At 66.3% G+C, this 13,594-nt stretch carries 7 protein-coding genes; 6 read left to right on the top strand and 1 reads right to left on the bottom strand.

The genetic code is table 11. The features are described 5' to 3' along the window. The first annotated feature begins 104 nt into the window (after positions 1-104). Together E7742_RS23130 and E7742_RS04120 are read left to right on the top strand one after the other, a co-directional pair. The gene (locus E7742_RS23130) at positions 105-1,166 is read left to right on the top strand and encodes a hypothetical protein (protein WP_175420400.1); all 1,062 of its coding nucleotides are present in this window, start codon (positions 105-107) and stop codon (positions 1,164-1,166) included. Continuing rightward, entirely contained in the window at positions 1,163-2,092 is a 930-nt protein-coding gene (locus E7742_RS04120; protein ID WP_175420399.1) for a radical SAM protein, read from the top strand. The genes E7742_RS23130 and E7742_RS04120 overlap by 4 nt, the downstream gene beginning before the upstream one ends. A gap of 398 nt (positions 2,093-2,490) precedes the next feature. Here E7742_RS04120 and E7742_RS04115 read toward each other — a convergent pair whose 3' ends face one another. Continuing rightward, positions 2,491-3,195, bottom strand: coding sequence for a hypothetical protein (locus E7742_RS04115; protein ID WP_137797779.1), 705 nt, complete (start codon positions 3,193-3,195; stop codon positions 2,491-2,493). A gap of 368 nt (positions 3,196-3,563) precedes the next feature. Between E7742_RS04115 and E7742_RS04110 the strand changes: the two genes are divergently transcribed. From E7742_RS04110 to E7742_RS04095, 4 genes are read left to right on the top strand one after another with little or no spacing between them, the layout of a single operon-like run. Beyond that, complete coding sequence (locus tag E7742_RS04110) at positions 3,564-7,358, top strand: DUF6079 family protein (RefSeq protein WP_137797778.1); 3,795 nt, start codon at positions 3,564-3,566, stop codon at positions 7,356-7,358. Next, a complete protein-coding gene (gene pglZ, locus E7742_RS04105; protein WP_137797777.1) occupies positions 7,355-10,150 on the top strand; it encodes a BREX-2 system phosphatase PglZ in 2,796 nt (931 codons plus the stop codon). The genes E7742_RS04110 and pglZ overlap by 4 nt, the downstream gene beginning before the upstream one ends. After that, entirely contained in the window at positions 10,147-11,439 is a 1,293-nt protein-coding gene (brxD, locus tag E7742_RS04100; protein ID WP_137797776.1) for a BREX system ATP-binding protein BrxD, read from the top strand. Before pglZ ends, brxD begins: the two co-directional genes overlap by 4 nt. Next, positions 11,436-13,544 (top strand): DEAD/DEAH box helicase, encoded by a 2,109-nt coding sequence (locus tag E7742_RS04095; RefSeq protein WP_137797775.1) that lies wholly within the window; start codon positions 11,436-11,438, stop codon positions 13,542-13,544. Before brxD ends, E7742_RS04095 begins: the two co-directional genes overlap by 4 nt. Positions 13,545-13,594: the final 50 nt, after the last annotated feature.

Below are 13,594 nucleotides of genomic sequence, written 5' to 3'. Positions count from 1 at the left end.
GTGCATCCAGCTTCAGGCCAGCCGAGTCGGCGTCTGTATAGGCAATTACATGCAATTTCGGCAGACATTTACCGATTCCGTCCTCGCATACAGTTAAGCCAGAGGTGAGTCCATTGGGTTCAGCAGGTGCAGTAACTGCACGAGAAGCAGAGTTGGTCGACCGATTGGTATCGGCCGGTATCGAGAGTACGCAAGCACTAGTTACAATTATGATGTACACGCGAGGGCATGCGCGGCCGGAAATCGAAACGATTGACATAGTGCGACAGTATTCCGGACTATCCGCCCCAGGAATCGCAGAATCTGCACTTGCGAACGCTCGACGTCAAAACTGGCTGGAGGAAGTCTCTACAGGCTCAGTAGTGCTCCTCAGCTCGCCGCAAGACCTGCCTGCAATGCTGGCGTCATTCCTAGCCGACCCCGGATTTGAGCATGCACTGAAGGCGCAACGGGAACAGAATCAACCAACTGTAACAGTCCTCGGAGGAATGCACTCACCTGAAGTATATGAGTCATTCGGCCCGATCATTCAGAGCGCATCGGATGAAATCCTGCTTCCAATGATCAATACGACACCCAGGCTCGCGCAGGTGAAGGACCTTCAGGCAGCCGCGAGATCGGGCGTCGAGATTCGCGTCCTGCTTGCCACGCCACGCCTCGCCGCAAAAATTCGAGGCAATGCAATTAAGGCCGAGTCGGCAGATCGAATTCGAGCTTGGCAACAGAATGCAAAAGGCATCGACACATTTCGCATCAGAGTAACCAATCGCGAATCTGATCTGCGATTCGCCAGCAGCGCATGCGTCGACGGCCGAACGGTCCGAATTGATATTTTTAACCCATCCTCTCAGCGTAGCACGCAAGGCGTTATGGTCGAGGCGCGATCGGACACAAATTCAAATCTAGCGCTGGTATTCCAGCAGATTTTCAATGACGCTTGGCGCCGAGCTCACGCCGCAGGCCCGCTCGGGTATCCGATGAGCCTCCTTAAAAAATCATGGCTTCCATTGCTCACCATACTAGCTTTTGCCGCCGCGCTAGTATTTTCCGATCGGTCGTCAGTCATCGTCGCCTTCACTGGTGGCGTTGTCGCGGGGTTAGTCTCCAACTACCTTCCAAGAGTTCCAAATATCGTTTCGGAAATGTTGGATCGGCTAAGGCGATGACCGCAACCTGCGCCGCCTGCGATGACAGCCCGGCCAAATCAAGTCTTGACGAATGTCGAGGCGCATTCAGTCGGATAGGACTTTCCAAAATTCACTGGGAATGCTGGTCAGAATGCAATCTACACTGTAAATTCTGCTACCGCAGTGTCGATACTCCACTTACGTTCGACAATGCACTCCAGCTAATTGAAATTTCCAGGTACGCAGGTATCGATCGTTTTGTCTTCGCAGGAGGAGACCCTAGTCTTCGATCCGACCTTCCTGCGCTGATCGATTTCGCTACATCCATCGGCCTATCTGTTGAATTGCAATCAAACTTCCAGAAATTCAGCAAAGACTTGCAAGAACGCATCCTCGACGGGAAAGTGGCCCTAACCGGAATCTCGCTCGATGGCGGCACCGCCAACAAGCACGACAACTTCCGATCAACCCGAGGAAACTTCAAAGCGGTTATCAATGCATTGGATTTTCACGAACAAGCAGGCAGGCCGGCAATAGTCAGAACAATCGTAAGTCGCCAGAACTCAAATTGCATATCCGATATTGGGAAGCTACTGACGCCCTACAGGTGCATCACAAGGTGGTCTTTACTCGAATTTACTCCGATTGGCGATGGATTTACCAATCGGAATATCTACTCGATTTCCGCGACTGAATATGAGGAAATCGTCGCGTCCGCAATCGAATCGTACGAGGGCCTGGCCGAGGTCGACGTATTCCGTGCATCGGCGAAGCTCGGTACCTACGGCATGGTTACTCCCGCAGGGCTTTTGTACGGCGTAATATCACCGCCCAGCGATGGAAAATACCCTATTGTCGGATCGATGTTGGAGAGGCATCTCAACGACTTGGCCTCATCGCTGCCGTTCGATAGGCAGCAGCATCTCAGTCGCTACAGCACTCAGCTATTAGGAGGCGGAGTCTGATCGCCCGCCCGGAAAAATTCCCAACCGGTGATGTCGCCAAATGGGATCGGAACTAAGGCCGGAACGGTTCACACTAGGGTTCCCGCGACCAACTCCGCATAGATCGTGATCTGGATCGAACACACCTGCCAGCGCCGGCGCCGTCAAGGCTGCCTCGGCAAGCTCTTCACCGCATGGAGCGTGAGACCCTCAATCAGGCCGCACTCGCCGCCTGAACCCCTACACCCCGCGAGTCAACTGAACTCGGAGCAGTCCCCGGTGTGCGCAATCCGCCCCTCAGGACCCGGTTCGAGTTCAGTCCGACCGAGAACCGAACGCGATCGTGCGAGGTCCAGCTCTCGCATCAACAGGTCGACACGCCAGTTCTATTCAATCTTCTCCGGCACCACTATAGGCTACTAACGTCCGCGCTTCGTTCGCCGAAGTTCGGATTCGAATTGCAGATAATCGGCACCATCAAGCTGTCGCTTGAATACATCAATTTCGCCCTCTATTTCGTTGAAATCCCGGCCGAAAGTGGGCTCTGAAATGACGAGTATGTGCACCAATCGCCCGATGGCGAGGATCAACCTCTTTGAGGCATTGATCTGCACGTAGTTCGGCGCCGCGGGCGGCCGATCCGCAGTGAATTCGTTCTCCTTGCGGCTTTTTAAGTGCCAAACCCACTGCCCGTGTGCGTTCTTGTTTCGTGCCGTAATAATATTTTTCAACTCATGGTTGAGAAGACCCTGGACTGTTGCACGACGGCGCTGCACGGCGGGAGTCAGACTAATCGATAGTTCTTGATGAAATTGAATTCCGTAGTGCCGATAGAACGCAAGATCGACAGCATGAAGCCAGCGGCCCTCTTGAGAATTTTGGTTCCAGATCGATTGCCGCTCACGCTCGTTGAACCCTAAAGGGTCCGAAACTATCTGACGGAGAAGCGCCTCCGCCATTATTCCAACTGAGACATGATGCCATATTCTCAGGGCTAGCGTTGCAGGATCGTCAGCTTCGCGGATGGCCCGTTTATGCAAGCGCTCAATTTGCAGGAACGACTTCTTGATTGCTCTCAGATTTTCTGAATGCTTTTCGAACTCAGGCGTCGTTGGGTATGACAAAGTAATCCTCTCCTGAACACCAGGCTACGCATCCGGTAGTACGTATCCTGGTGCCCAGGAGTCGAACCTGGTCTTGTAACGCAACATGTTGCGCCCCGCTACCGAGCTAGTACTACACCCGGCGACAAAGTACCCAATGACACGGCATCTGCGCAACTTCATCGGTCACGTCCCCCGATCATCAGCAGCTGCACGGCGCAGGCCTCAAGGAATCCAGTATCGACCCCCGCCTCCATTTCCTCGACTGGTCAACCAGAGTCGCATCGCGGTTCACCCCACCGCACATGGCACGATGGACCCACTAGAAGCCGACCATTTCGACACGCACCATCCCGCCAGACCCCTGCCCGAACGGAGTGCAGCACCCGATGTTTCCCGGCGCCACGTCCAGCAACGCACGCACGCTGCGGCAGACCTTCGACATCCCGGTCTCCCACGGCACCAACGACTACGTGCTGCGCCTCTCGGACTCGGTCGCCGCGGACCAGCTGGCCGCCACCGTCGATTCCTACGTCGTGACCCCCGCCATCGCGGAGGCGTTCGACCAGGCGCTGTCGGTGGTCGAGGAATCGCTGCGGACCGGCGAGAACAAGGCCGCCTACCTCAACGGCTCGTTCGGCTCCGGTAAGTCGCACTTCATGGCGGTGCTGCACGGCATCCTCGGGCACTCACCCACGGCCCTCTCCGTTCCGGAGCTGCAGCCGATCGTCGCAAAGCACCCCGCGATCAGCGGCGCGAACCTGCTGCGGCTGACGTTCCACTTCCTCGACTCGGCCTCGATCGAGTCCGCACTGTTCGAGCAGTACCTGCGCCAGATCAGCAGGTTGCATCTGGACACACTGCCCCCGGTGTTGCACTCCGCCGGCGGACTGTTCACCGATGCCGACAACCGGCGCGCCGAGGTCGGTGACGAAAAGTTCTTCGCCGCACTCAACGCCTCCGTGGGTGCGGCCGCCCCGTCCTCGGGCACCGTGAACTGGGCAGCCCTCGGCGCAACGGCCGGCACCTGGACCGCCGACACGTACGCCGCCGCGACCGCCCCCAACGCGGACGCCGCCGAACGTGCCCGGTTGCAGCAGGCACTGATCGCGTCCTACTTCACCAGCTACTCCCGCAACACCGACTGGCTGCCTCTCGAGGACGGCCTGGCGGTGATCGCCGATCACGCCAAGTCACTCGGCTACGACGGCGTCGTGCTGATGCTCGACGAGCTGGTGCTGTGGCTCACCTTCCTCATCACCGAACGCGAGAGGTTCAACGCCGAGGTCCAGAAGATCACCAAGCTCGTCGAGACCAGCCGCGGGCGTCTCGCCGTCCCGATCACCTCGTTCATCGCCCGCCAGCACGACCTGTCCCGGTGGGTCGCCACCGGCTCGGACTCCGGCGCCACCCAGCAGGCCGTCGAACAGGCCTTCGCCCACCAGGCCGGCCGATTCGGCAACGTCACACTCGGTGACGAGAACCTGCCGTTCATCGCCAAGAAGCGCCTCCTCCAGCCGATTGACGGCGAGGCGCAGGCCGCCCTGGACGCCGCGTTCGCCCGCCTCGACCGCAACCCCGGCGTGTGGGACGTCCTCCTCGACGGCGTCAACACCGACGACCAGCATCGCGGCTCCGATGCCGACGACTTCAAGCTCACCTACCCGTTCTCGCCCGCCCTCATCGCGACCCTGCGCGCCCTGTCCGGACAGATGCAGCGGGAGCGGACCGCGCTCAAGGTGATGCAGCAGATGCTGCAGGACTGCGCCGACCGGCTCACCGTCGACCACGTGATCCCGGTCGGCGAAGCCTTCGACTACATCATCGACAGCGCCAACTCCACCCCCATCAACGACGCCGCCGCGCAGACGTTCAAGACCGCGCGCACTCTGTGGACCGAGAAGCTGCGTCCGCTGCTCTTCCGCACCGCCGGAGTGGACGAGTCGACCTCCGACGCCGACGTGCCGCCGGGTCTGCGGGCCGACATCCGCATCGCCAAGACCCTGCTGATGTCCGCGGTGGCCCCGAACGTGCCCGCGCTCAAGCAGATCGACGCCAGCCGGCTCGCCTCCCTCAACCACGGCAGTGTCGTCTCCCTGATCCCCGGCGACCAGGTGGGCCAGATCACCAACAAGGTCAAGCAGTGGGCGGCCGAGATCCCGGAACTGTCGGTGACCTCGGACGCAAACCCGATCATCTCGGTCACACTCGAATCCGTCGACTACGAGCGGATCATCACCCGGGCGCAGGGCGAGGACACCGACGGCCGCCGCCGCGAGCTGATGCGCTCGCTGCTCAGCGAGCACTTCGGTGTCCTCGGCGCCGAACGCACCCTCGACGACGCGCTGCTGCGCACCGTGATCTGGCGCGGCACCGAACGCCCGATCGAGGTGGTGTTCGGCAACGTCCGCGACCGCGGTTACCTCTCCGACGACCGGTTCCGCCCGGCCACGCCGGGCGCGCTGCGGCTCATCGTCGACCTGCCGTTCGACGAGCCCGGCCACACCATCACCGAGGACCACGACCGCATCGACGAGCTGCTGCGCACCGGCCAGGACCGGTTCACCGTGGCGTGGCTGCCGAACTTCTTCCCGGACAAGGTGGTCCGCCAGCTGGGCCGTCTCGTCGTCCTCAACTACGTGCTCACCGGCGACCGGTGGGCCACCTACGCCAACGAACTTCCCGAGGGTGACAAGATCGCCGCCCGCACCATCCTCGAACAGCAGCAGTCGCAGGTGCGGGGACAGCTCGGCAACGCCATCCAGGTCGCCTACGGCACCGCGAGCGGCGCCAAGTTCCCCGAGGGGCAGCCACCGCTGCGGTCCCTGCACGCCGGCTTCGTCGCCCAGCCGCCGATCGGGAACACGCTCGGTGAGGCCGTCGACCGACTGATCGGGGACGCGTTCGACGCCCTCTACCCCGACCACCCCGACTTCACACCGGCCGACAAGTTGATCACACGGCGCGACCTCAACACCGTGCTCGCGCGCCTGCGGGAGGCGCAGTCCCAGTCCGACGGCCGCATCGCCCTCGAGGCCGGCGCCCGCGGCGACCGCGACCTCGCCCGCCGCGTCGTCGAACCGCTCGGTCTGGCGAAGGTCAACGAAACGCACCTGATCTTCGGTCCCGAACAGTTCACCGCCTGGCAGACCCGGATCACCCAGGAACTCGCACGCCTGTCGATCGACGAGCAGGGCGACGTCGACATCGACGAGCTGCGCACCGCGATCATCGCCAGCGGCCCCAAGCGCGGCCTCACTGCCGACATGGTGGACCTGATCGCCGCCGCGTGGGCATCCCAGACCAAGCGATCCTGGTTCCTGCACTCGTCACCGACCGCCGAGGCGCTGATCGGCGACTTCCGCCGCGGCACCGCGCTGCGCCTCGAGCCGCTGCCCGAGCGTCAGGTGTGGTCCGACGCCGTCCGCCGCTGGACCGCGTGGACGGGGCAGAACGTCAACGACTACCTCACCGCGACCAACCTCGCCGCCTTCGCCGAGCAGGTCCGCGAGTACGCGCGCTCCACCTTCACCGGACGCGGCCAGTTCGTGAACGCGATCGGGCAGGCGTACCAGTACTTCGCGCTCGACCCCGAGCACGGCCGCTACGCGCTCGCCCAGGATCTGCAGCAGCTGTTCGAGACCCGGTTCGCTCACGTCACCAACCTCGACCTCGTGGCCGCGATCGCGGACGTCGAGTTGCGTGGCAACGACATCGAGGCCGGCAAGTCCCTCGCCTCCGCGGCCGCGGTGGAGCAGGCGCTGCTTCGCTACCCACTGACCCGATGGGACGTGCTGCGCAGCGCCGCGACCGGCACCGACGAGCGGGCCGTCCAGGCCAAAGCCATCCTCGCCGAGCTCGCGAAGGCCGTGCAGGCGCAGGAGTTTGCCCAGTCACTGCCAGCCGCGCTCACGAACGCCGACCGCGCCCGCGACGCCTGGCTCGAGGCCGGCGTGAGTCGGCAGCCGGCCCCGGTTCCCGTGCAGCCCGTCGTCATGCCGCCGGCCAACCCGAACATCGTCGAACTCGACCCGCCGGCGCCCGTCGTCGACGACGTGGCCACCCAGTCGTTCACGGTCCGCGGCCGGGGCGCCACCTCCGCCGTCGAGGAGCGGCTGCGCACCCTGCTGGCGCAGTACCCGGACGACGAATTCACCGTCACCATCACCCGGGTGCAGCGGTGACCGCCACGACGAGTCTGCCCGAGGCCGATCTGCCCGGCATCCGCACGCTGATCGGTCAACTCCGTGCCAAGGGCCATCGGCGGGGGACGCTCGCCGTCGCCGCGGCCCCGACGTGGTCCGGCCCCGACACGGTCGAACTCGACGGCGCCCGCGTCCGTATCCGCACGGCACCGAGCGTGCTCGCGATCCGGGACGCGCTCACCGAGCGGTCCCGCTGCGACTGGGTCGTCGTGCTCACCGATCGGGAGGCCGCCGAGCTCCCTGTGGGAGTCCTCGACCATCTCACCGCCGGGCGCCTGTCCAACCTCGACCCCTGGCCCGCCCTGCGGGACCTGTTCAAGGCGAGTAAGCAGGAATTCAACCTGCTGTCGCTCGACAACGAGGCCGCCCGCTCCGCACTGCGCGAGCTCGACGAGACCGTGCCGCCGGCACCGGGCGGTGTGCTCACCGGCGACCATCTGTTCGGTGCTCTCGCCGACCGCAACTTCGGGTTGACGTCCGCGGACTTCACGCCCCATCGTGTCGCGCTCTGGTCGACCGACACCGCCCGCACCGCCCGGTTCACGGCCTGGCAGTCCCGCACCGCCCCCTCGCTGCTCGACCAGTTCTACGCCTGGCTCGAGCGCAAGCTCGGGCCGCTCGGGCGGGCCATCACCCTGGTGTGGCGAGCGTGCGGACCCGAGCAGCTGGTGCCACTGGGCCTCGTCGCCGCCCTCGTCGACGATTCCGCCGCCGCGGCCGCGGTCTTCCCGGCGCACGCCGACGTCACCGTCCGGGTCCGCACCCTCCTCGAGGTCGAGCTCGGGCACCGGAGCCTCACCGAAACCCAGCTCGCGGCCTGGGGCAACACCGCCACCCTCGCCATCGCGAGCAGCGACGGCCCCGACGCCGCCCTCCGCCGCGCCGAGGATCTCGTCACCCGCCTGCAGGCCACCGCACTCGTGGGACGCTCCGACGTGTTGCCGTCCGCGCTGGCGCCGCGGATCGCGCGGTTCGCCGCGGCCCTCGACTCCGCCGAGCAGAAGTCCGACACAGCCGAGCTGGCCGCGGTCGAGAACGCATGGGCCGACGTCACCGCGCACCGGTCGGCGCGCGTCGACTCGCCCGATTCGCCCCGCGATGTGCGGGTGGGCGCCGCGGCGCTGCGTCTGCTGCGATGGACGCGCCGCCCGGCCGCGACGCCGACGAATCTCGCCGACTGGCTCCTGCTCTACCGGTCCGATCTGTCGTGGGTGGACGGGGCCGTCGATCAGGCGTTCATCGGCGCCGACGACCCCGTACTGGCATCCGTCGTGTATCGGGTCGTCTCGGCAGTGCGCGGCCGCCGCGCCGAACACGATCGCGCGTTCGCCGGGCTGCTGGCGTCCGCGGGTACCCATCGCACGACCGGACCGGGCGCTCCCACCTATGTCGAGGACCTTCTCGATCGGGTCGTCAAACCGCTGACCGCCCGCCCGCACGGCGCGCTCCGGGACGCGCGTCCCTCCCCCGTGCTGCTCGTCGTCGCCGACGGCATGAGTGCCTCCGCCGCCAACGAGGTCGTCGCAGACGCGTTGCGGCGCAATCGACCTCAATGGCTCGAATACCTTCCGCAGGACCGGGAGCCGGTCACGGTCGCGGTGGCCGCGCTGCCGACCGTCACCGAGTTCTCCCGCTGCTCCCTACTCTCCGGCGTCCTGGCGCGCGGCGGGCAGACCCAGGAGCGGGACGGCTTCTCCGCGTGGCTGGCCGGTCACGGTCTGCGCGGTCAGGGACAGGTGCTCTTCCACAAGGCGGATCTCGAATCCGTGAGCCGCGGTAGCGCGTTGGCAGTCGAGGTGCGGGCCGCCATCGACGACACCGACCGGCGTCCGGTCGTCGCGTGCGTCCTCAACGACATCGACGACGCCCTCGACCGCTCCGATCCGATCGGCACCGTGTGGAGGATCGACCGGTTCAAGCGGCTCGACGCGCTGATGTCCGCCGCCGCGGCCGTCGGTCGCACCGTCGTCCTGGTCTCCGATCACGGGCACGTCGTCGAGCGCCGCGAACGCCCCAGTGTGCAGCGCGGCGAACAGATCTCCGCGCGCTATCGACCGGCGGCCGGTGTCGATCCGTCGACCGTGCCGGCCGACGAAGTGTTGGTCGAGGGTCCTCGCGTGCTCACCGACGACCACCGCGCCGTGCTGGCCGTGGACGAACAGCTGCGATACACCGGGCTCAAGGCCGGCTACCACGGCGGCGCCACCCTCGCGGAGGTCGCGATCCCGGTGGCGGTCCTCGTGAACGGTGCCGCGCCGTCGCACCTGGGTCTCGTCGAAGCACCGGCGCCGCAGCCGGTGTGGTGGGAGCCGGCCCGCGTCGCCGCAGCGCCCCCGGCTTCCGCTCCGGCGACGCCGACGAAGCAGGTCCGGAAGCCGGCTGGCAAGGCGCCCGCCCAGGAGGAGTCGCTCTTCGACTTCGGTACACCCACCTCCGCCGAACCCACACCGGCAGGCCCGGTGGGGGGACGCGACCGGATCGCCGAATTGCTGGAGACCGACCTGTTCGCCCGCCAGTACAAGACCTACGGCCGCAAGATGAGTCGCGAGACCATCGCCGCGCTGCTGCGCGAGGCCGTCGACAGCGGCGGGGTGCTTCCGCTGTCCCGGGCCGCCCAGATCCTCGGGGTCAAGACGTTCCGCGCCGGACCGGCCCTCCAGGTGCTCGCGCAGGTGCTCAACACCGATGGAGTCGTGGTGCTGACGGTGACCGGTAGCGACGTCGATCTCGAGGCGGCCGCACTTTTCGAGCAGTTCGGGGTGGCGCCGTGAGTTCACTGTCCCCCGTCCGCCGGCGCGAGCTCCTGCAGTCGCTGCGGCAGGGCACCGTCCCCGACGGTAACCTCGACGCCCTCGCCGTCGGCATCGACCGGTTCGCCGCGACCATCGACGCCGACCTCGACGCCGTCGTCGCCGGCGGCTCGCTGTTCAAGGCGGTCCGTGGCGAGTACGGCTCCGGTAAGACGTTCTTCTCCCGCTGGGTGGAGCAACGCGCGATGCGGCGCGGACTCGCCGTCGCCGAGGTGCAGATCAGTGAGCTCGAGACCCCGCTGCACAAACTGGAGACCGTGTACCGCCGGACCATCGAGGAGCTGCGCACCTCGGCGTTCGCGAAGAGCGCGTTCCGGCCGGTGATCGACGCCTGGCTGTACGGCATCGAGGAGGACGCCGCCACCGCGGCCGGCGTCGACGAGGCGTCCGCCGCCCAGGTCGAGGAGCTGCTCGAACAGCGGCTGGCCTCGGTGGCGACCGCCACCCCCGTCTACCCGATGGTGCTGCGCGCCTACCGCGCCGCGCTCGAACGTGAGGAGGCCGCCACCGCCGACGCCCTCATCGCCTGGCTGGGCGGGCAACCGCACGTCGGTGCCGCCGCCAAACGGGTCGCCGGCATCCGACAGGACGTCGATCACTTCCTCGCGATGGGCTTCCTCCAGGGTCTGCTCGCCGTCCTCAAGGGCGCCCGGCATCCCGGCCTCGTCCTCGTCATCGACGAGGTGGAGACGCTGCAGCGGATGCGCAGCGACAGCCGGGCCAAGGCGCTGAACGCGTTGCGGCAGTGGATCGATGAACTCGACTCCGGTCGCTACCCCGGGCTGTATCTCCTCATCACCGGCACCCCGGCGTTCTTCGACGGCCGGCTCGGGATCCAGTCCCTGCCGCCGCTCGCGCAGCGGCTGCACACTGACTTCGGCACCGACGCCCGCTTCGACAACCCCCGGGCACCCCAGATCCGGCTCACCGGGTTCGATCTGGACCGACTGATCGAGGTCGGGGTGCGGGTGCGGGACATCTACGCGGAGGGCTCGGCGGCACCGGAGCGGATCCGGTCGGTGGTCGACGACGCCTACCTGGGCGATCTGGCGGCGGCCGTCGCCGGCGAACTCGGGGGCAAGGTCGGTGTCTCGCCGCGCCTGTTCCTCAAGAAGCTCGTCGCCGACGTGCTCGACCGCGTCGACCAGTTCCCGGACTTCGATCCGCGCCAGCACTATTCGCTGACCATCGCGGAAACGGAGAGGGCGGAGGTGCTGCGCGCCACCACCGCCGACGAGGTGGAGCTGTGACAGCCGGTTTCGACCAGCTCGACCCGATCCTCCAGCACCACATCGTCAACTCGCTCGGCTGGCCGGGTCTGCGTCCGCTGCAGGACGAAGCGGTCGCGACCATCGCCGCCGGGTCGGATGCGATCCTGTTGGCGCCCACGGCCGGCGGCAAGACCGAGGCCGCGATGTTCCCGATCCTCACCCGGATGCAGCAGCAGCGGTGGCGCGGCACCTCGGTGCTGTATCTGTGCCCGCTGAAGGCGCTGCTGAACAATCTGCAGCCGCGCCTCGCCGAGTACACGGCGTGGATGGGCCGCGGCGCCATGACGTGGCACGGCGACGTCGGGCAGTCCGTGCGCGACCGCATCAAGCGGGATCGGCCGGACGTCCTGCTGACGACCCCGGAATCGCTCGAGTCGATGCTGGTGTCGGAGAGTGTGGACGCCGCGGAGGTGCTCGGCGGCCTGCAGTCGGTGGTGGTCGACGAGGTCCACGCCTTCGCCGGCGACGACCGCGGCTGGCACCTGCTGGCCGTGCTCGCCCGACTCGAATCGTTGCTCGGCCGGAAGCTGCAGCGCGTCGGTATGTCCGCCACCGTCGGCAACCCCGACGAACTGCTCGGCTGGCTGCAGGGCGGCCGCACCTCCCCCGGACGCGTCATCGCGCCCGCGGCGCCCGGCGCCGCGGTGGTCCCGGAGATCACCGTCGACTCCGTCGGCAGTGTCGAGAACGCCGCCAAGGTCATCGCCGCGCTGCATGCCGGTGAGAAGCGGCTGGTGTTCGTCGATTCCCGGCGGCTGGCGGAGGAACTCGGCACGATGCTGCGCGGCCGCGGCATCACGACATTCGTCTCCCACTCGTCGTTGTCCGCGGCGGAGCGGCGCGAATCCGAGCAGGCGTTCGCCGAGGCCCGCGACTGCGTCATCGTCGCCACCTCGACGCTCGAGCTCGGCATCGACGTCGGCGACCTCGACCGAGTCATCCAGATCAACGCACCCCGCACGGTGTCGTCGTTCCTGCAGCGTCTCGGCCGCACCGGCCGGCGCCCCGGCACCACGCGCAACTGCCTGTTCCTGGGGGTGACCGACGAGGCCGTGCTCAGCACGCTCGGCATGTTGCAGTGCTGGTCCACCGGCTGGGTGGAGCCCGTCGTTCCGACGCCGGAACCCCGCCACATCGCGGCGCAGCAGATTCTCGCATCGGCGCTGCAGACCCGACGGGTGCCGCTCGACGACTGGCAGGAGATGTGGGGGTCCCTGCCCCTGTTCGACACCGACGGCCAAGAAATCTTCGACCACCTACTCGAAGAAGGCTTCCTCGAACACGATTCCGGCACGGCGTTCATCGGGCCGGAGGCCGAGAAGCACTTCGGTCGCCGGCACTTCATGGAGCTGCTCGCCGTGTTCACCGCCGCACCGGAGTTCACGGTGTTCGCGGGCCGCCAGGAAATCGGGTCGGTGGAGACCAGTGTGCTCACCGACGACGTCGAGGGCCCGCGCGTCCTGCTGCTCGGCGGCCGCTCCTGGAAGGTGACCCACATCGACTGGAAGCGCCGCCAGGTGTTCGTCGAGAACACCGACCTGCAGGGCCGCGCGAAGTGGATGTCGCTGCCCGACGGCGCCTCCTTCGCGATCACCCGCGGGGTGCGCGAGATCCTGCTCGGCGCCCAACCGGCCGGTGTCACCCTCACTCGCCGGGCCGTCGCGACACTCGACGACGTGCGGCTGCAACGCGCCGACCACGTCGTCGACGGCGCCTTCGTCATCGCGCGCGACGGGCGGGACTGGCGCTGGTGGACCTGGGCCGGCGCGAAGGCCAACCGTACCCTCGCCGCCTGGGCGCCGGACCTCGTTCCACCGCGCCAGCGCATCGGCGCCGAGTCGCTTCGCCTGCACAGTGACCTGTCGGTCGAGGACATTCGTCGCGGGCTCGCAGCGCTGCGCGCGCCGGGCAGTGAGCGTCCGCTTCCGCTGGTGGACAAGAACGCGCTCAAGGGACTGAAGTTTTCCGCGGCGCTACCGGAAGAGTTCGCGCGCCGCACGCTGTCGGCGCGGACCGTCGACGAAGCTGCAGCCGAGACCGTCGTGGGCGAGAAGGTTTTAGTCATCAGCCATACGTCCTCGTAGAACTTTAGCCTGGACAGTTGGTATAAAGCACCCACCACTTCATGGGAAAG

Origin of the sequence: Rhodococcus sp. SGAir0479 (assembly GCF_005484805.1) — a bacterium.
Lineage (GTDB): Bacteria > Actinomycetota > Actinomycetes > Mycobacteriales > Mycobacteriaceae > Prescottella.
Note: the sequence above shows the minus strand (reverse complement) of the source record. Positions and strands in the feature narration are given on the sequence as shown.

Excerpts from the sequence above, each read along its gene's own strand:
- E7742_RS04120 (WP_175420399.1), top strand. The coding sequence starts at position 1,163 with ATGACCGCAACCTGCGCCGCCTGCGATGACAGCCCGGCCAAATCAAGT.
- E7742_RS04110 (WP_137797778.1), top strand. The coding sequence starts at position 3,564 with ATGTTTCCCGGCGCCACGTCCAGCAACGCACGCACGCTGCGGCAGACC.